This is a genomic window from Kluyvera sp. NPDC087067, assembly GCF_044745165.1.
Taxonomy (GTDB): domain Bacteria; phylum Pseudomonadota; class Gammaproteobacteria; order Enterobacterales; family Enterobacteriaceae; genus Kluyvera.
Genome location: NZ_JBIUZS010000001.1, coordinates 831,745 through 850,229, shown reverse-complemented (window position 1 = coordinate 850,229; position 18,485 = coordinate 831,745). Strand labels below are relative to the sequence as shown.

Sequence of the window (18,485 nt, the reverse complement as noted above, 5' to 3'; positions counted from 1 at the left end):
CAATTACGATAATATTGACAGTAAATGTACGCGCCCGGAATAGACGGCGATACAGTAAAACAGAGTACGGGAGGGAATATGTCCACAGTACAACAAAGCCATATCAACGGGAGTGTTGATACCAGCAAGGCGCTGCCGGTGGTCTTTCGGATCCTGGAAAAGTGGCAGTGCAGCACGGATGAACAATTAAGGTTGCTGGGCATAAGCTCTCGTTCAACATTGAACAAATACAAAGAGTCGAAAGGCGGGATCCGCCTGAGCGCCGATATTCAGGAGCGGATGAGCTATATCCTGAATATTCACAAATGCCTGCGTATTCTCTTCTCCGCTGACGACAGCATTTATGGATGGGTGCGCAAACCGAACTCCCATCCTTTCTTTGCCGGACGTTCAGCCATGGACGTGATGAACGGGGGGCGTGTTGCCGATCTGTATGAAGTCGCCACGCGATTGCAGGCCTGGCGAGGAGGAATGGCGTGATGACAGAATCTCCGCCACTGGAAGAATTCAAGGGAGCAACGGCGTATCGCATTATCCCCAGCCGCTATCCCACGATCTGTCTGTTTGAAGATGTCGCCAGCAGCGATGAGCTGGAGGCCGTATGGGCCGTTGAAGCGTTGACCAATGAGCGGTTGCTGGAATATGCGGGCGACCTCACGCGCGTACCAAAGGACGACTGGCTCGTTGGCCTTAATGGCAGCAGCTATGTGATGGCCGCTTTTACGCACATTAATCCTGAAGGGGCCCGGTTCACCACCGGTGATTTTGGTGGCTATTACTGCGCGCCGCTGCTGGATACCGCAATTAAAGAGACGGTCTATCATCAGGAGCGCATTTTCGGCTATACCAACGAACCGGCGCAAAAAGTGCAGATGCGGGTGCTGTTTACCGAATTTGATGCCACGTTAGTCGATATTACCCATGAGCCGTTCGTCTCGTCTGCGCTTTATCACGCCACGGATTACGGCCAGTCGAAAGTGTTTGCGCAGAAACAGAAAGCAGAAAACAGGGACGGCATCCACTACTGTTCCGTTCGCCATACCGACCATACGTGTTATGTGCTTTACCGCCCGCGTCTGGTGAAAAGCATCGTGCAGGCTGAGCATCTGGAATATCACTGGAACGGTCGGGCGATCATCAATATTCTGAGTATTAAACTGTATGGTGATCCATGAGTGAGGTGCAGGGGAAGTAAGAGAGATTCACTTCCCCGCAGGTTATTTAACGCCGTGTCGCCTGCCAGCAGAGCAGGGAGCCCACGCAGACCATCCCCGCGCCTTGCCAGAATGACCAGGAGAGCGCTGCGCTTAACAGGATTGCGGCCAATGCCGATGAGAGTACCGGTGTGAAGTAGGAAGCGACGGCCAGCAAACTGACGTTGCCGTGTAAGATCCCAACATTCCATGCCGCGTAGGCTAATCCTAACGCGAGTGCGCACATCACCAGTTTGACAACCACCGGCCAGCTAAAGAGCATTGGCGGTTCATCGCTTAGCAGGAATTTCACCCACAGGCTCAATGCCGTCAACAAAACGAAAAGCGTAATGCCGTTTTTACCGTTGGCATATTTTGCGGTGACCGTACAGTAGGTCGCCCAGATAAAGGCGCCGACAAACGCCAGAATATAGCTAAGAGGGCTGGAGATAACGTTGCGGGTAATTTCAGCAAGATCAAGGCCATGTTCCCCGCCTAATACCCAGACGACGCCAACCAGCGACAATAATAATCCCGGAACAATTAGCCAGTTTGTTTTTTGCCCATTGAACACAATGGCAAACACAATGGTCAGGCTGGGCCATAGGTAATTCACCATGCCAACTTCTATAGCCTGTTGGCGGCTTCCTGCATAGCCTAAAGAAAGCGCCAGGCAAATTTCATAGCTAACGAACAACACGCTGCCTGCGATTAAGTATCGTGGCGGGATCTGACGCAACTGGGGGAATCCCACGGTAAAGATCAGCAGTAATCCACTGAGGCTGTAAATCATCGCCGCGCCGCCCACCGGGCCAAGCCCTTCACTCACGCCACGAATCAACCCTACCATGGTGCTCCAGAGCACAATGGCGGTCAGTCCGATGAGCGTGGCTCGTTTCTTATCCATATCTAACCTGATGCTTTTCCAAACGAATTTGTGGTTATAGCATTTTTTGTCCACCCACGGTGATATTTCTATTTGTCAGCTAACCCCAAAGGGTTAGCAAAAGTCGCCGCCCTTGACTATTAAGGGGGCCACCGTTTTCGACATTGATTTGACGCAAAAAAATCAGGGGCATTGCTGTTAGTTTCACCCCCGAAGTACATCCATACAATGAGGAAAACAATGGACGTCAGTCGCAGAAAGTTTTTTAAAATCTGCGCGGGCGGTATGGCTGGGACGACGGCTGCGGCGCTGGGGTTTGCCCCAAAATTAGCGCTGGCTCAGGCGCGTAATTTCAAATTACTGCGCGCCAAAGAAGTTCGTAATACCTGCACATACTGCTCCGTAGGTTGTGGGCTTTTAATGTATAGCCTGGGTGATGGGGCGAAAAATACCCGTGAAGCGATTTACCACATTGAAGGCGATTCGGATCATCCGGTAAGCCGTGGTGCACTGTGTCCAAAAGGCGCTGGGCTTCTGGACTATGTGAATAGTGAAAACCGTCTGCGTTACCCGGAATATCGTGCGCCGGGTTCTGACAAATGGCAGCGTATTTCCTGGAATGAGGCTTTCGATCGCATTGCGAAATTGATGAAGGCCGACCGTGACGCCAACTTTATTGAGAAGAACGAACAGGGCGTAACGGTTAATCGCTGGCTCTCCACCGGGATGCTGTGCGCATCTGCGGCAAGTAATGAGACCGGTATGCTGACGCAGAAGTTTGTGCGCTCGCTCGGCATGCTGGCGGTAGATAACCAGGCGCGCGTCTGACACGGACCAACGGTAGCAAGTCTTGCTCCAACATTTGGTCGCGGTGCGATGACCAACCACTGGGTTGATATCAAAAATGCCAACGTCGTGATGGTGATGGGCGGTAACGCCGCTGAAGCCCATCCAGTGGGATTCCGCTGGGCGATGGAAGCGAAAAACAATAATGATGCGACGCTGATTGTCGTCGACCCGCGCTTTACGCGTACGGCGTCGGTGGCGGATATCTATGCGCCAATTCGCTCCGGTACCGACATTACCTTCCTGTCGGGCGTACTGCTGTATCTTATCGAAAATAATAAGATTAACGCCGAATACGTTAAGCATTACACCAACGCCGGTTTGCTGGTGCGCGATGACTATGCTTTCGATGACGGGCTGTTCAGCGGTTACGATGCCGAAAAACGGCAATATGACAAATCGTCCTGGAACTATCAGTTCGACGAAAACGGCTATGCCAAACGTGATGAAACGCTGACTCACCCGCGCTGCGTGTGGAATCTGCTCAAAGAGCACGTTTCTCGCTATACGCCGGATGTGGTGGAAAACATCTGTGGGACGCCAAAAGCCGATTTCCTGAAAGTGTGTGAAGTGCTGGCCTCCACCAGTGCCGCAAACCGTACCACCACCTTCCTGTATGCGCTGGGCTGGACTCAGCACACCGTCGGGGCGCAGAACATCCGTACGATGGCGATGATTCAGCTGCTGCTGGGCAATATGGGGATGGCGGGCGGCGGCGTGAACGCCTTACGCGGTCACTCTAATATTCAGGGCCTGACCGACTTAGGTCTGCTGTCGACCAGTCTGACCGGTTATCTGACGCTGCCGTCCGATAAGCAGGCAGATCTGCAGACTTATCTTGCGGCTAATATGCCAAAAGCCACGATGGCGAATCAGGTGAACTACTGGGGTAACTATCCTAAGTTCTTCGTTAGCCTGATGAAGTCGTTCTATGGCGATGCGGCCACAAAAGATAATGATTGGGGCTTTAACTGGTTGCCGAAATGGGACCAGGCGTATGACGTTATCAAATACTTCAACATGATGGACAGTGGAAAAGTCACCGGCTACATCTGCCAGGGCTTTAACCCGGTGGCGTCGTTCCCGGATAAGAACAAAGTTGTCCGCAGCCTGAGCAAGTTGAAGTACATGGTGGTTATCGATCCGTTAGTCACCGAAACCTCGACCTTCTGGCAGAACCACGGCGAGTCAAACGACGTCGATCCGTCAACTATTCAGACCGAAGTCTTCCGTCTGCCATCTACCTGTTTTGCGGAAGAAGATGGCTCGATTGCCAACTCCGGCCGCTGGTTGCAGTGGCACTGGAAAGGTCAGGATGCGCCGGGTGAAGCGCGTAACGACGGCGAGATCATCGCCGGTATTTATCATCGTCTGCGCGACATGTATCGCACGGAAGGGGGTAAAGGCGTTGAGCCGCTGCTGAAGATGAGCTGGAACTATAAGCAACCAGACCATCCAGAATCCGAAGAAGTGGCGAAAGAGAATAATGGCTATGCACTGGCCGATCTCTATGATGCCAACGGCGTGCTGGTGGCGAAGAAAGGTCAGCTCCTGAACAGCTTTGCGCTGCTGCGCGATGACGGTACCACCTCATCGTCGTGCTGGATTTATACCGGTAGCTGGACCGAGCAGGGTAACCAGATGGCTAACCGCGATAACTCTGACCCGTCAGGTCTGGGGAATACGCTGGGTTGGGCCTGGGCCTGGCCGCTGAACCGTCGCGTGCTGTACAACCGCGCCTCTGCGGATATGAGCGGAAAACCGTGGGATCCGAAACGGATGCTCATCGAGTGGAACGGCAGTAAATGGACGGGTAATGATATCCCGGACTTTAATACCGCGCCGCCGGGGAGTGGCACCATGCCGTTTATCATGCAGCCGGAAGGTTTGGGTCGTCTGTTTGCCATCGATAAGCTGGCAGAAGGGCCGTTCCCGGAACACTACGAGCCGATGGAAACGCCGCTGGGGACAAACCCGCTGCATCCGAACGTTATCTCAAGCCCGGTTGTGCGTCTGTACGAAGAAGATGCCGTACGTCTGGGTAAAAAAGATAAGTTCCCGTATGTGGGCACAACCTATCGTTTGACCGAGCATTTCCATACCTGGACTAAGCATGCGCGTCTGAACTCGATTGCGCAGCCGGAACAGTTTGTTGAAATCAGCGAAGGTCTGGCGAAGGCGAAAGGGATTGCCAATGGTGACCGTGTCACCGTCAGCAGCCAGCGTGGCTTTATTCGCGCGGTCGCCGTGGTCACTCGTCGTCTGCAAACGTTGAACGTTCATGGTCAACAGGTGGAAACCGTCGGGATCCCGCTGCACTGGGGCTTTGAGGGCGTGGCGCGTAAAGGCTATATCGCCAATACGTTGACGCCAAACGTCGGCGATTCCAACTCGCAAACGCCAGAGTACAAGGCGTTCCTGGTTAACATCGAGAAAGCGTAAGGAGCGTTTAGATGGCGATGGAAACACAAGACATTATTAAACGCTCTGCAACCAACCCGATTACCCCCGCGCCGCGTGCGCGGGACTATAAGGAAGAAGTTGCCAAGCTAATTGATGTCTCCTCCTGTGTAGGCTGTAAAGCCTGCCAGGTGGCCTGCTCTGAATGGAACGATATCCGTGACGAGGTAGGGCATTGCGTGGGGGTTTACGATAACCCGGCCGATTTGAGCGCCAAATCCTGGACGGTGATGCGCTTTAGTGAAACCGAACAGAATGGCAAGCTGGAATGGCTGATTCGTAAAGACGGCTGTATGCACTGTGAGGATCCGGGCTGCCTGAAGGCGTGTCCGTCCGCTGGGGCAATTATTCAGTACGCCAACGGGATCGTCGATTTCCAGCAGGATAACTGCATCGGTTGTGGTTACTGCATTGCCGGGTGTCCATTTAATATTCCGCGCCTCAATAAAGAGGATAACCGCGTGTATAAATGCACCTTATGTGTGGACCGCGTTAGCGTGGGCATGGAGCCTGCCTGCGTGAAAACCTGTCCGACCGGCGCTATCCATTTCGGTACCAAGAAAGAGATGCTGGATGTGGCGCAGGAGCGTGTCGATAAGCTTAAAAAGCGTGGCTATCCGAATGCCGGTATTTATAACCCGCAAGGCGTGGGCGGAACGCACGTGATGTATGTGCTGCATCATGCGGATCAACCGGAGCTTTACCATAAGCTGCCAAAAGATCCGGCTATCGATACCAGCATCAACCTGTGGAAAGGCGCGCTGAAACCGCTGTCTGCCGCTGGCTTTATCGCAACCTTTGCCGGGCTTATCTATCACTATATTGGTATTGGCCCGAACAAAGAAGTGGACGATGACGAAGAGGAGGATAGCCATGAGTAACTCGAAAATGATTGTGCGCACAAAGTTTATTGACCGCGCCTGTCACTGGACGGTGGTTATCTGCTTCTTCCTTGTTGCCGTTTCAGGGATTTCGTTCTTCTTCCCGACGCTGCAATGGTTGACTGAGACCTTCGGGACACCGCAGATGGGGCGTATTCTGCACCCGTTCTTCGGCGTGCTGATCTTCGTGGTGCTGATGTTTATGTTCGCCCGCTTCGTGCATCACAACATCCCGGATAAGAAAGATATTCCGTGGGTGCTGGGGATTGTTGAAGTACTGAAAGGCAACGAGCATAAGGTCGCGAAGGTCGGTAAATATAACGCCGGGCAGAAGATGATGTTCTGGACCATTATGAGCATGATTTTCGTACTGCTGGTGACCGGGGTGATTATCTGGCGTCCCTATTTTGCGACCTATTTCCCGATTCAGGTGATTCGCTATGCGTTACTGATTCATGCAACGTCGGCCATCATTCTGATCCATGCGATCCTCATCCATATGTATATGGCATTTTGGGTCAAAGGATCGATTAAAGGGATGATTGAAGGCAAAGTGAGCCGTCGCTGGGCGCAGAAGCACCATCCTCGCTGGTATCATGAAGTTGAACGCGAAGAGGCGAAGAAAGAGAATCAGGAAGGGTTGAAGTAACCTTCAGGTCTGATAATAAGAGCGGTTTGATGTTTCCTTGAAGGGGACGTTAGACCGCTCTTTTTTTTATGTGTCAGACCGGTATGGGGGATTCACGCTGTCTTTATGGATAAACCCGCCATCAGGCGTTTTTGTCTGGTCTGTGTTTAACGAATGGTCAATAATGTCGTCCCGCAAATGCAACATAAACAAGTGATTAGAGGGATGAAAAAGACAATTTTTGCACTGGCGCTTGGCACCTTTGGGCTAGGAATGGCTGAGTTTGGCATTATGGGGGTGTTGCCGGAACTGGCGCATGATGTGGGGATTTCGATCCCGGCGGCCGGCAATATGATCTCCTGGTACGCGTTTGGCGTGGTGATTGGCGCGCCGATTATTGCGCTGTTCTCAACGCGCTTCTCGCTGAAGTCCATCATGCTGTTGCTCGCGGCACTGTGTATTCTTGGGAATGCGATTTTCACGCTCTCATCCAGCTATACCATGCTGGCGCTGGGTCGGTTGGTGTCAGGTTTTCCTCATGGGGCGTTCTTTGGCGTCGGGGCGATTATTCTGTCGAAGATCGCGCCGCCGGGAAGGGTGACGGCGGCGGTTGCCGGGATGATTGCCGGGATGACGGTCGCCAATCTGGTGGGAGTTCCTGCCGGAACCTGGTTAGGGCATCAGTTTAGCTGGCGTTATACCTTTCTCGCTATTGCCGCGTTTGATGTGGCGGTGCTGCTGGCGATCGTTGCCTGGGTACCGACACTGTTTGATAAATCAGACGCACGTCTGCGCGAGCAGTTTCACTTTCTGAAAAGCCCGGCTCCGTGGCTGATTTTTGCGGCCACGATGTTTGGCAATGCGGGAGTCTTTGCGTGGTTTAGCTACATCAAGCCGTTTATGATGAACGTGTCCGGTTTTCATGAAAGCGCCATGATGTTCATCATGATGCTGGTGGGGCTTGGGATGGTGCTGGGTAATATTCTGAGCGGTAAGCTCTCCGGCCGCTATAGCCCGCTGCGGATTGCGGCGACCACTGACGGTGTTATCGTAGTTGCGCTGCTGCTGATTTTCTTGCTTGGCGGGATGAAAATAGCCTCGCTGGTTTTGGCGTTTATCTGTTGCGCCGGGCTGTTCGCGCTGTCGGCACCGCTGCAAATCATGCTGCTGCAAAATGCGAAGGGCGGCGAAATGCTGGGAGCAGCAGGAGGGCAAATTGCTTTTAACCTCGGCAGTGCTATCGGCGCGTTCTTTGGTGGTTTGATGATTACTCTCAATTTCGGCTGGAATTCGGTGGCGTTGCCCGCGGCTGCGCTGTCGTTTCTGGCGATGTCGTCATTGTTGCTTTATGCCCGCTACCAGCGGCGTTTAGCGATTGCCTGAATCTGAAGGCTGGTGGAGGTTATTCATCAGCTGTGCGACGGAAGGTGAGTTGACCTCTCCCACAAGGGGAGAGGCGCTGAGCATTAATGGCGTAAGTCGATAACCATACGGCCACGGATCTGGCCTTGCTCCATCTCTTTAAAGATAGCGTTAATGTCGCCAAGCGGGCGCATGGTGACTTTCGGTACCACTTTACCTTCAGCGGCAAACTGGAAGGCTTCAATCAGATCTTGACGCGTACCGACCAGAGAACCAACGACCTGAATACCGTCCAGCACCAGACGTGGGATGTCCAGGCTCATGGATTCTGGCGGCAGGCCAACGGCAACGACGCGGCCACCGGCACGAACGGCGTCAACCGCGGAGTTAAACGCTGCTTTCGCGACGGCAGTGACTACCGCAGCGTGTGCGCCGCCGGTTTTTTCCTGTACGATCTTCGCGGCATCTTCACTGCGCGAATTGATAACCAGATCGGCACCCATCTCTTTTGCCAGCTCCAGCTGCGCATCGTTCACGTCCAGCGCGATAACTTTAGCGTTAAAGACGTTTTTCGCATATTGCAGTGCCAGGTTGCCCAGGCCACCAAGCCCATAAATAGCAATCCACTGGCCCGGCTTGATACCGGAAATTTTAACTGCTTTATACGTGGTCACGCCGGCACAGGTGATGCTGCTCGCCGCGGCAGATTCAAGGCCGTCAGGGACTTTGACCGAGTAGTCGGCGGTAACGATACATTCTTCGGCCATCCCGCCATCTGCGGTATAACCGGCATTAATCACTGAGCGGCAGAGGGTTTCGTTACCGCTATTGCAGTATTCGCAGTGGCCACAGCCTTCGAAGAACCATGCAACGCTCGCACGGTCGCCAATTTTCAGAGAGGTCACGCCTGGCCCGACTTCAGTAACAATGCCGATGCCTTCATGGCCGAGAATGACGCCAGTCTTGTCACCGAAATCGCCGTTTTTAACGTGCAAATCGGTGTGACAAACACCACAACACTCCATTTTTAACAGGGCTTCACCGTGCTTAAGCGGACGTAGCTTTTTATCGGTAACGTTAACCTGATGATCGTGAGTGACAACAGCAGCCTTCATAGCCTTACTCCTGAGTTTATGTATTTGATAATAATACTCATTAATGATTAGTCATTAAGGATAAAATTGCAAGCGAGTAACAGGGGATAATCTGGTGGGATTAGGCTGAAATAACGTTAACCGCTCATAAAAGGGCCATGAAAAGGTTATCTTTTGTTCATCATTCACCGTGACCTTCAGATATATATTCTGGAGCCTGGAATTATCCCGGCGTCATAACGAACCGCCGGGATAGATGACGTTTAGAGAATTAACTTAACTGACGATTAAGTTCTGCAATCTCCTTTTGCCATTGCTGCTGGAGCTGGGGTTTCTGATGTTTGGGCTTGCGCGCCATATCCTCAGCTAACCGCTGTTCAAGTGTAATTAACCGCTCAAGAAGACAGTCGCCATTCAGCGCGGTCTCTGACGTGCAGGTGGTTGTTTCGTCAGGCGCATGGCGGCGGACGGTATTTTGCAGCTGCGCGTAAACTTCATCTGCGTTGTGCCATTCGCTAAGTCCGTTATCATCAATTAACCAAAAGCGATTGCAGCTTTGACTAATTAACTGACGGTCATGACTGACGAGCAGCAGCCCTCCGGGATAGGCGCATAACGTTTGCGCCAGCGCTTCTTTACCATCCATGTCCAGATGGTTGGTGGGTTCATCGAGTAATAGCAGGCTGTAACGGGCAAGCGATAGCCCCACGAAAAGCAGCCGCGAACGTTCGCCACCGCTCAGCGTGCTAACTTTTTGCCCGTGACGCGCCCAGCTAAATCCCGATGAAATGAGCGCCCGTTTGCGTATCTCCAGCGACGGTTCAAACGCTTCCAGCGCCTCAAGCAGACTGGCATTATCGGACAACTGATGCAGCGTTTGGTCGTAATAACCGGGATTTAAGCGCGGGTGAAGCCGTAGTCCATCGGTATCCCCGCCGTGTTGCATCTGGCGCCATAACAGACGCAACAATGACGATTTCCCGCCACCGTTGCGGCCCATAATCGCCACGCGATCGCCGCTTTGCAGCCGTGCGGTTCCGGTGGTGAATAAAGGCGGCATGCCAGGGGCTGGCGATACGGATAACTGCTCCATTTCCAGCAGCCTGTCAGCGCGCAGAACGTCACCGTGCAACGTCAGTTTCCACGGCGTGCCGGTGGTGAGTTCGGTCTGGCTCTCCTTTAGCCGCAGCACCTGTTTTTCCATCTGCTTGGCTTTGCGTGAGAGATCTTCGTTATCGTATACCCGTCCCCAGGTCGCCAGCCGTTTAGCGCTGGCGGTGACGCGATCGATCTCCTTTTGCTCGGCTTTATGGCGAAGCGTATCGCTTTCATCCTGAATTTCTAATGCCCGGCGGGCCGCTGTACAGGGGAGCGCAAAAGCGTGCAGGGTGGAATCGCGTAAAATCCAGCTCGTGTTGGTTACCGCATCCAAAAGTGTGTTGTCGTGTGATACCAGTACAAAGCTACCGCTCCAGCTATTAAGAAACGCTTCCAGCCACAACAGCGTGGGAAGATCGAGGTGGTTACCAGGTTCATCAAGCAAGAGCAGATCCGGTTGCCCGATAAGTGCCCGTGCCAACAGCAGACGCGTGTGCTGGCCACCGCTTAACGTCGATGCCGTTTGTTCATTTTCAGCAGGGAGAAATCCCATTTCGAGAAGTAACCGTTCGGCCTGCCAGCGCTGGCTTTCGCGTGCAGACGCCGGGAGTTTGTGCAGAACGGCTTGAAGCAACGATTGCTCAAGGAGTGCCTGAGGTAAGTGTTGCTCGACGCGAGCCATCAAACAGTGCCCGGCGAGCGCAACCATGCCAGAAGAGGGGGGGATAGTGCCGTCAAGCACCTGTAATAAGGTACTTTTCCCGCAGCCGTTATAGCCTATCAGGCCTATACGGTCGCCTTTTTTCAGGGTAAAGGAGATGTTGGTGAAAAGAGGGCCAAACGCCGTCTCAACGTGAAGAGATTGTGCCGTTAGTAATGTGCTCATTTGCTTACTCAAGAGTTACTGGCATAGAAATGCCTCGTCAAAATCGCTGACGATAACCTTGTAAGCCCGAGGGAAGGGATTAAGAGTGGGTGTCTTCGCTCAAGCCGAAGTTATCGCAGCACGATATCGATAACGCTTGAGCTGGTGCGATCACCAAGGGTATGTGAAATATTAATATTTTCACAGTACAGCATAATTAGCCTCCTATTTTCGTTGTCAGGTTGAACGTTGGAAGCAGTGTAGCGTGATGGATATTATTTCGCCAGTAAGAAAAACATTAGTTACAACATACATATTAAGGGTTTTAATATCGCACCCTTGAGCATTGTGCTTATAAAAGTCATCAGGGAAAAATGGCGATAACCGCACAGGTATTTTAAAAGCTGCACGCCAGTACCGTACAAGTTGGCGCGCAGCTTTCAAACTTTTAGATAGAGGTACGACGGTAGCTACGGTATTCCGGCTGCCAGAAATTCTCATCGATCGCTTCTTGCAAAGCGTCAGCAGAAGTATTCGTCGCGACACCTTGTTGCTGGGCCATTTTACCGACCGCAAAGGCAATCGCCCGCGACACTTTGTGAATGTCTTTTAGCTCTGGCAGTACCAAACCTTCTCCCTGCGTGGCAAGAGGAGAGTGTTTTGCCAGGGTTTCGCTGGCAGACATCAACATCTCGTCTGTGATACGTGAGGCGCCGGATGCGATGACGCCCAGACCAATTCCCGGGAAGATATAAGAATTATTGCACTGCGCAATCGGGTATACCGTATCTTTCCAGACCACCGGCGCAAAAGGACTGCCGGTGGCGACCAGCGCCTGGCCATCGGTCCAGCTTATAATATCCTGAGGTGTGGCTTCAACGCGCGAGGTGGGGTTAGACAACGGCATCACGATTGGGCGCGGGCAATGTTTGTGCATTTCCCGGATAACCGCTTCCGTAAACAGACCTGTTTGACCGGATACGCCAATCAGGATATCGGGTTTAGCATTGCGAATAACATCGAGCAGGGAAATTTCGTCGTTCTCATGCTCCCATGAGGCAATTTTTTCCTGCTTTTGCGCCAGCTTACTCTGGAAGGCCAATAGATTAGGCATTTGGTCGGTCAACAATCCAAAGCGATCAACCATAAATACGCGGCTGCGCGCTTGCTCTTCACTCAGTCCTTCGCGTTGCATCTGCGAAATGATCTGCTCGGCAATACCGCAGCCCGCGGAACCTGCGCCCAGGAAGACAACCTTCTGCTCATTAAGCTGGCTGCCCGCCGCACGGCTGGCGGCAATCAGCGTGCCGACGGTAACCGCAGCGGTACCTTGAATATCGTCGTTAAAACAGCAAATTTCGTCGCGATAGCGATTGAGCAGCGGCATGGCGTTTTTCTGCGCGAAATCCTCAAACTGTAACAGTACGTTTGGCCAACGCTGTTTCACCGCCTGAATAAAGTCATCAACGAACTGGTAATACTCATCGTCGCTGATTCGCGGATTGCGGCAACCCATATACAGCGGATCGTTTAATAACTGTTGGTTATTGGTTCCGACATCCAGCACGACCGGCAGGGTGTAAGCAGGGCTAATGCCACCGCAGGCGGTGTATAAAGATAGCTTTCCGATTGGGATACCCATGCCGCCAATACCCTGGTCGCCAAGGCCGAGAATACGTTCACCGTCGGTCACCACAATCACTTTAATATTATGATTCGGTACGTTTTGCAGAATATCGTCCATGTTGTGACGATTCTGGTAGGAAATGAAGACACCGCGCGCACGACGGTAGATTTCAGAGAAACGCTCGCAGGCTGCGCCAACGGTTGGCGTGTAGATTACGGGCATCATCTCCTCGAGATGATTTTCTACCAAGCGGTAGAACAACGTTTCGTTGGTGTCCTGGATATTGCGCAGATAGATGTGCTTATCGATTTCAGTCTTGAAACCTTGATACTGGATCCAGGCGCGCTCGGCCTGTTCTTCAATACTTTCGACGACTTCAGGCAGTAGCCCAAGCAGATTGAAGTTGCTGCGTTCTTCCATACTGAACGCACTGCCTTTATTCAGCAGGGGAAATTCCAACAGAACCGGGCCCGCATAGGGGATATATAGGGAACGATTTTTAGTGCCTGGTAACATCTTACGTTAACTCCGTTGTCTTCACTTCAGACCCGTCAGGGGCTGGCAGAAACTGCAGCGCGCAAGATTATAGAGCAACGCTTAACATGATGGTGACAAATTGGAGGTAAGGGCACAAAAAAGCGCCCGACTGATGGCTATTTAACCAAATGTCGTGATCAAAGGGCCCGACGAGCCAGGCCGGGCCGCTTTTTTTATCGCGCTTCAAACATAATGGTATCGCTCACGAAGCTGCCATCATCAGCAATGGCAAAATGCGCGCGAACCTCATCAGAAACTTTACTTTGCAAATAGCGAATCGCCTCTACGATATTCTCAGGCGTTTTCATTCGTGCGACCCAGGAAGAGAATTCCAGATGCAGTTTATCGCCAACTAATTTCTCAATCACCATCCCACGGTTGTTGATCATCGTCAGCCATTGTCCTTGCGAATAGTTATGAATATGCGAAGGATCGCGCAGCATTTCGACGGTTTGCAACCACACATCGAGCATCGCTTTACCCGGTGTTGCGATATCCATCAGGATAAAACGGCCACCGGGCTTCAGCACGCGGCGGATCTCCATCAGCGCGGCTTGAATATCATGCCAATGGTGGGCCGAGTAGCGGCTAATCACGATATCGAAGTGATTATCAGCAAATGGCAGAACCTCCGCGGGCCCCTGAGTACAGGTGATATTGCTCAAATTGCGCTTTTCAGCTTCTTGTTTAACGACCGCCAGCATTCCTTCCGACAGGTCGTATGCCGTCACGTTTGCGACCAGCGGCGCGGCGGTAAAGCTAGCGTGTCCTGCGCCACAGCCAATATCTAACAGTTCGGCGTGCTTATCGTCCGCTAACCACTCGGACAGACGACGTAAATCAGCGCCTTGCGCGTGAACATGACTCTGTAAATAGGCTGCTGCCTGGCCGCTAAATTGCGTCTTAACTAAGGTTTCATGATGGTTGCTCATCCCGTTCTTCCTCTGTTGTTATGTTGTTGTTAAAAGGACTATACGCTGGCATTAATACGGGTACAATATTGCCACTTATACTGGTATATCGAGTGACTACCATGGAAAAACCGGCATTATATGGCCCTCAGGCGTTAGGCGCATTTTTACGCGTAAAACGTGAAAACACCTCGCCTGAGAGAGTAGGAATACCGGTCATTTCGCGTCGCCGCACCAAAGGGCTACGACGGGAAGAAGTGGCGCAAATGAGTGCTATCAGCACGACGTGGTATACCTGGCTTGAACAGGGGCGCGATATCACCGTGTCGGCACAGACGCTATCAGGAATCGCTCTGGCACTGCAGTTAACGCAATCGGAGCGGGAGTACTTATTTTTACTGGCGCATAAAAGCGATCCCTTGAACGAGCAGGTTCCTGCCGTTGAGCAGACAATTCTGGCGGCCGTTAACTATGTCTCTGAGCCTTGTTATCTATTGGATCTGACCTGGCAAGTGCTGGCGTGGAACAAAGGTGCCGAGAGGCTATTTTCCGGTTGGTTGGGTTCGCAAGCGTCACCGAATATGATGACCTTTATGTTTCAGAATACGCAGGCACGCTTGCTGGTCGATAACTGGGAAGTACGCGCACGGCGTATCGTTGCCGAACTGCGTTCAGATGCCGTTCATTATCCTGACGACAATCGCCTCAACGCTTTTGTACAGCAGATGAGTGACAACAGTCCTGACTTCCGCGATTTCTGGTCACAGCAGCAGGTGATTGTGCGTGAAGGAGGACAGCGACTTTTTCACCATGCCGAACAGGGTCAGCTTGTTTATCGACAGTTGAGCTGGCAGCTCGCCAGCAACCGTGCATTGAAGATGATTATGCTCGTCCCTGAAACACCAGAACCGGCAAATCCGGCACTTAACCTGAAAAAAGAACTTTTATGAGAGTGATGGGGAAACTATCCTGTTTGGGCAGCTCGCGCTGCCCATTGCTTTTATACTGAGAGCTGCTCGACAACCTCAGCAACGCTGGCAACTTTTTTGATACCGCCAATCCCGGTACCCAGTGAAATATAGCCTTCGTTGGTATTGCCCTCCAGCATACCAATACGTAAACCCCGTAATCCCCCCATGGCCTGGCCAATTGCCTCATTACTGGCGCCCGCTTTATCCATCTCCACCAGTTTACTGGTCAGTTTCCCAGGCAGTGAGCGGTAGAAGTCGGGAAGGGTGCGGAACAGGCTTAAATCCAGACCGTTGGCCGCAACGATTTTGTCTTTTACTGATTGCGGGACGCGATTTTCCAGCGTACTGATAAATACGGATCCAGCAAAGACGCCTTCCGCGCCCAACGCATGAGCCGCATGGGCTGTACGTTTATCGACAATACCGCCGGCGGCCATAACGGGCACGTTTTCCACGGCATCGGCAATCATCGGAACAATTGAAAATGTCCCCAGCACCGTGCCAGGCAACGTACCCCCTTCGTCGAAACCGGTAGCGACAATAATATCCGCGCCTGCACGTTCCGCTTCACGGGTATTGGCGGGCGTAGGGTTGATATCACGATAGATAATGGCGATTCCCGCACTCTTAAGTTCATCAAATAAAGTGGGAATAATCGCGCCTTCGCCGTAGCCGGTATAAACCACTGCCTTAACGCCTTCTTCTTTAATCACCTTGAGAATGGGAGGCGTCCAGATATCATTTTGAGCGGTAGGGATCAGGTTTACGCCAAAGGGTTTGTCCGTCAGCATCCGGGTTTTACGGATCTCCTCACGCAATTTCTCGGCCGTCTCATCTGGGGTAGAGACGGCAGTTTCTGCGGTTAACCCAGCGTTTGGCCCCAGCACGCCTAAACCACCGGCACGACTCACGGCAGCTACCAGACGCGCATCGGTTAGCCAGGAGAGCGGCCCTTGAACAACGGGTTTTTCAATACCTAAAATCTGACAAATACGATTTGTTTTCATGATGTTATTTCCTTGTTGCAGCAGGAATATGCTGGAATGAGGGCAGTGTAGGGGGCTTTATTAGTTAGAAAAATAGTGAAATATGTTCAACACTATTATTAAAATAGTAATAATCTCTTTAGCTGTTTTTCAGGATGCGCATCATGCAAATCAATCTCTTTGATAATATTAAAATTTTCATTGAAATCGTCGATTCTGGCAGCTTTACGCAGGCGGCAGAAAATCTGCAAATTCACCGTCCAGCGGTGACTAAGGCACTCCAGCAACTGGAACAGCACACCGGAGTGCGTCTATTACAGCGCACAACGCGGCGTCTTTATTTAACCCCGGAAGGTGAAGAATTTTATCGCCGTAGCAAACCGTTGTTGTCGCAGGCCGACGATCTCCTGGACGCGTTTGCGCCAAACAGACCATTACACGGCCAGCTTCGTGTGGACATGCCTATCGCCTTTGCCCGTCAAATCGTGGTACCGAAATTAGCCGAGTTTTATCGTTCACATCCTGAACTGGAGATTGTTTTAAGCAGCTCAGATATCAGGCGGGATATGCTGCGAGACGGGCTGGATTGCGTGTTGCGCATGGGAACGCTGGACGACGGCGATTATGTGGCAAGGCCGCTGGGTAACATCAATATGGCGACTTGTGCCAGCCCGGAGTATCTTGCGCAGTACGGCATGCCCAGTCATCCCGATGATTTGCAACACCATCAGGCCGTTAACTGGATCAATAATAATAGCCGCCAGATTATGCCCTGGCGCTTTCAGACATCAACGGGAATTAAAGAGGTGACCATACCGGGAAAACTGATCCTCGATAATTCGGAAGTCTATATTGCCGCCGGTCTTGCAGGCCTTGGGTTATTGCAGGGAATGAAGTTCTTCCTACAGCCTTATATTAACAACGGCCAACTTATGGAGGTTTTACCTGATTTTCCTTGCCCCCAACGCCAACTTTCTCTGCTTTATCCACATCGACATCTGTCACATAAAGTGAGAGTTTTTGCCGAATGGCTGGAAGGGTTGATGGACGAATTATGATGAGCATTTATGTTGAGTTCATACTGCGTAGCTGAGCGTCACTGATAATTTTAGGATTGTTTTTTGAAATACGAAGTAGCCTTAGGGTGCTAAAGTATTGGAAATGTAATGACATCGGGTAAAAGGGTTCAATCACTGCAAACGTGCCCGCAATCTGATGATGTCGGTCAGGTGAATGAAGAAATCACAACGAGCACAATCTCTCGAACGCAGTGAGAGCTTAGCCATAGAAGTCCTCAATCTGAACCAGAGGGCGCAAGACAATCCAACTGCTATGCGAGCTATAATGACTGCACCAATCTGGCTACAATCTTCGTTACCTGACGTTAGTGCGCATAATGTATATTATGTTAAATCGGATTTATTGTTATCTGACCCCGCATACCCGATTAAATGAAATGACAGGATTAAGCCCCCCCTTCGTATCTTTCGTTTTTTGCCCCTAAAGTTAAGAGCGATTTTTTTCATATCAGAGTTACTCGTAAGGTCAAAGTTGTGTTGTTGCCCCATTTCTAATGTCCCAGCCAATCACTTACTCTAAACTTTACACATCCCCCGATTAGCCAGTTCTTCAACAATATGATTTATAACGCTTTAATTAAATAATCGTGTTCTGTGTGAATTCTGCTATTTCAACAGTACATCTGTACGTCAAATTTCACGTACGAACGCCAAAAAAGATGCAAAAATTCCCCTGCATCATTGCTGGCGATCTGACTTTCTTGTAATCTTCCTTTGCCAAAGAAATTGAAAACACGGACCCAATATGACTGCGCATAGTTCCAAAGACCCTCTGCATGGCGTAACGCTTGAGATGCAGATAAACGCGCTGGTTGCGCATTACGGTTGGGAAAAATTAGGGAAAATAATCAGTATCAACTGTTTTAAAAAAGATCCCAGTGTGAAATCCAGCCTGAAGTTTTTGCGTCGTACTCCGTGGGCTCGTGCGGAGGTTGAAGCGCTTTATCTGGACTCTCTCGACGATTTCACTGCGAATAAAGCTAGCGAAACGGATATCGACCCGTGGGCTAACAGCCGTATGAAGAGATCGGACTAACTGAAGAATCATTGCTCTGATGAGT

15 protein-coding genes are annotated in these 18,485 nt (G+C 51.5%); 9 read left to right on the top strand and 6 right to left on the bottom strand.

Features of this window, described 5'->3' with window-relative positions; genetic code table 11:
• Window positions 1-78 precede the first annotated feature (78 nt).
• Both ACIPDS_RS04105 and ACIPDS_RS04100 read left to right on the top strand, forming a co-directional pair.
• Window positions 79-480: an antitoxin Xre-like helix-turn-helix domain-containing protein gene (locus tag ACIPDS_RS04105; protein WP_400732854.1), complete on the top strand. Its 402-nt coding sequence runs from the start codon at window positions 79-81 to the stop codon at window positions 478-480.
• Window positions 480-1,175 carry an RES family NAD+ phosphorylase gene (locus tag ACIPDS_RS04100; protein WP_400733469.1) on the top strand — a complete coding sequence of 232 codons (696 nt, stop codon included), beginning with the start codon at window positions 480-482 and terminating at the stop codon, window positions 1,173-1,175. The genes ACIPDS_RS04105 and ACIPDS_RS04100 overlap by 1 nt, the downstream gene beginning before the upstream one ends.
• 46 nt (window positions 1,176-1,221) lie before the next feature.
• On the opposite strand, the gene yddG is transcribed toward ACIPDS_RS04100, so the two are convergent.
• Complete coding sequence (gene yddG / locus ACIPDS_RS04095) at window positions 1,222-2,100, bottom strand: aromatic amino acid DMT transporter YddG (protein ID WP_400732851.1); 879 nt, start codon at window positions 2,098-2,100, stop codon at window positions 1,222-1,224.
• Between the two features lie 219 nt (window positions 2,101-2,319).
• On the opposite strand from yddG, the gene fdnG reads away from it, so the two are divergent.
• The 4 genes from fdnG to araJ all read left to right on the top strand — a co-directional run bounded on the left by fdnG (window position 2,320) and on the right by araJ (window position 8,277).
• Window positions 2,320-5,367 carry a formate dehydrogenase-N subunit alpha gene (fdnG, locus tag ACIPDS_RS04090; protein ID WP_400732849.1) on the top strand — a complete coding sequence of 1,016 codons (3,048 nt, stop codon included), beginning with the start codon at window positions 2,320-2,322 and terminating at the stop codon, window positions 5,365-5,367.
• Window positions 5,368-5,378: 11 nt separating this feature from the next.
• On the top strand, window positions 5,379-6,266 hold the full coding sequence (gene fdxH, locus ACIPDS_RS04085) for a formate dehydrogenase subunit beta (RefSeq protein ID WP_400732847.1): 888 nt from the start codon (window positions 5,379-5,381) through the stop codon (window positions 6,264-6,266).
• Window positions 6,259-6,915, top strand: a complete 657-nt coding sequence (gene fdnI / locus ACIPDS_RS04080) for a formate dehydrogenase-N subunit gamma (RefSeq protein WP_400732845.1) — start codon at window positions 6,259-6,261, stop codon at window positions 6,913-6,915. Before fdxH ends, fdnI begins: the two co-directional genes overlap by 8 nt.
• 204 nt (window positions 6,916-7,119) lie before the next feature.
• Window positions 7,120-8,277, top strand: a complete 1,158-nt coding sequence (araJ, locus tag ACIPDS_RS04075) for an MFS transporter AraJ (protein ID WP_400732842.1) — start codon at window positions 7,120-7,122, stop codon at window positions 8,275-8,277.
• An 83-nt stretch (window positions 8,278-8,360) separates the two neighbouring features.
• On the opposite strand, the gene adhP is transcribed toward araJ, so the two are convergent.
• The 4 genes from adhP to ACIPDS_RS04055 form a co-directional block, all read right to left on the bottom strand.
• Window positions 8,361-9,371 (bottom strand): alcohol dehydrogenase AdhP, encoded by a 1,011-nt coding sequence (gene adhP, locus ACIPDS_RS04070; protein ID WP_400732839.1) that lies wholly within the window; start codon window positions 9,369-9,371, stop codon window positions 8,361-8,363.
• Between the two features lie 250 nt (window positions 9,372-9,621).
• Entirely contained in the window at window positions 9,622-11,334 is a 1,713-nt protein-coding gene (locus ACIPDS_RS04065) for an ABC-F family ATP-binding cassette domain-containing protein (RefSeq protein WP_400732837.1), read from the bottom strand.
• A 427-nt stretch (window positions 11,335-11,761) separates the two neighbouring features.
• The gene (locus tag ACIPDS_RS04060; protein ID WP_400732834.1) at window positions 11,762-13,456 is read right to left on the bottom strand and encodes an NAD-dependent malic enzyme; all 1,695 of its coding nucleotides are present in this window, start codon (window positions 13,454-13,456) and stop codon (window positions 11,762-11,764) included.
• A gap of 194 nt (window positions 13,457-13,650) precedes the next feature.
• Window positions 13,651-14,409 (bottom strand): class I SAM-dependent methyltransferase, encoded by a 759-nt coding sequence (locus ACIPDS_RS04055; protein WP_400732831.1) that lies wholly within the window; start codon window positions 14,407-14,409, stop codon window positions 13,651-13,653.
• Between the two features lie 101 nt (window positions 14,410-14,510).
• Between ACIPDS_RS04055 and ACIPDS_RS04050 the strand changes: the two genes are divergently transcribed.
• Entirely contained in the window at window positions 14,511-15,338 is an 828-nt protein-coding gene (locus ACIPDS_RS04050; RefSeq protein ID WP_400733466.1) for a helix-turn-helix transcriptional regulator, read from the top strand.
• 50 nt (window positions 15,339-15,388) lie between these two features.
• Here ACIPDS_RS04050 and ACIPDS_RS04045 read toward each other — a convergent pair whose 3' ends face one another.
• Window positions 15,389-16,366, bottom strand: a complete 978-nt coding sequence (locus ACIPDS_RS04045) for an NAD(P)H-dependent flavin oxidoreductase (RefSeq protein ID WP_400732828.1) — start codon at window positions 16,364-16,366, stop codon at window positions 15,389-15,391.
• Window positions 16,367-16,515: 149 nt separating this feature from the next.
• Here ACIPDS_RS04045 and ACIPDS_RS04040 point away from each other — a divergent pair, with 149 nt between their 5' ends.
• Window positions 16,516-17,403, top strand: coding sequence for a LysR family transcriptional regulator (locus ACIPDS_RS04040; RefSeq protein WP_400733464.1), 888 nt, complete (start codon window positions 16,516-16,518; stop codon window positions 17,401-17,403).
• Between the two features lie 766 nt (window positions 17,404-18,169).
• Entirely contained in the window at window positions 18,170-18,460 is a 291-nt protein-coding gene (locus ACIPDS_RS04035) for a VF530 family DNA-binding protein (protein ID WP_400732826.1), read from the top strand.
• Window positions 18,461-18,485: the final 25 nt, after the last annotated feature.

Bases quoted from the DNA above. Each gene is read 5' to 3' on its own strand.
- ACIPDS_RS04105 (WP_400732854.1), top strand. From the start codon at position 79: ATGTCCACAGTACAACAAAGCCATATCAACGGGAGTGTTGATACCAGC.
- ACIPDS_RS04100 (WP_400733469.1), top strand. From the start codon at position 480: ATGACAGAATCTCCGCCACTGGAAGAATTCAAGGGAGCAACGGCGTAT.
- yddG (WP_400732851.1), bottom strand. From the start codon at position 2,100: ATGGATAAGAAACGAGCCACGCTCATCGGACTGACCGCCATTGTGCTC.
- fdxH (WP_400732847.1), top strand. From the start codon at position 5,379: ATGGCGATGGAAACACAAGACATTATTAAACGCTCTGCAACCAACCCG.
- fdnI (WP_400732845.1), top strand. From the start codon at position 6,259: ATGAGTAACTCGAAAATGATTGTGCGCACAAAGTTTATTGACCGCGCC.
- araJ (WP_400732842.1), top strand. From the start codon at position 7,120: ATGAAAAAGACAATTTTTGCACTGGCGCTTGGCACCTTTGGGCTAGGA.
- adhP (WP_400732839.1), bottom strand. From the start codon at position 9,371: ATGAAGGCTGCTGTTGTCACTCACGATCATCAGGTTAACGTTACCGAT.
- ACIPDS_RS04065 (WP_400732837.1), bottom strand. From the start codon at position 11,334: ATGAGCACATTACTAACGGCACAATCTCTTCACGTTGAGACGGCGTTT.
- ACIPDS_RS04060 (WP_400732834.1), bottom strand. From the start codon at position 13,456: ATGTTACCAGGCACTAAAAATCGTTCCCTATATATCCCCTATGCGGGC.
- ACIPDS_RS04055 (WP_400732831.1), bottom strand. From the start codon at position 14,409: ATGAGCAACCATCATGAAACCTTAGTTAAGACGCAATTTAGCGGCCAG.
- ACIPDS_RS04050 (WP_400733466.1), top strand. From the start codon at position 14,511: ATGGAAAAACCGGCATTATATGGCCCTCAGGCGTTAGGCGCATTTTTA.
- ACIPDS_RS04045 (WP_400732828.1), bottom strand. From the start codon at position 16,366: ATGAAAACAAATCGTATTTGTCAGATTTTAGGTATTGAAAAACCCGTT.
- ACIPDS_RS04035 (WP_400732826.1), top strand. From the start codon at position 18,170: ATGACTGCGCATAGTTCCAAAGACCCTCTGCATGGCGTAACGCTTGAG.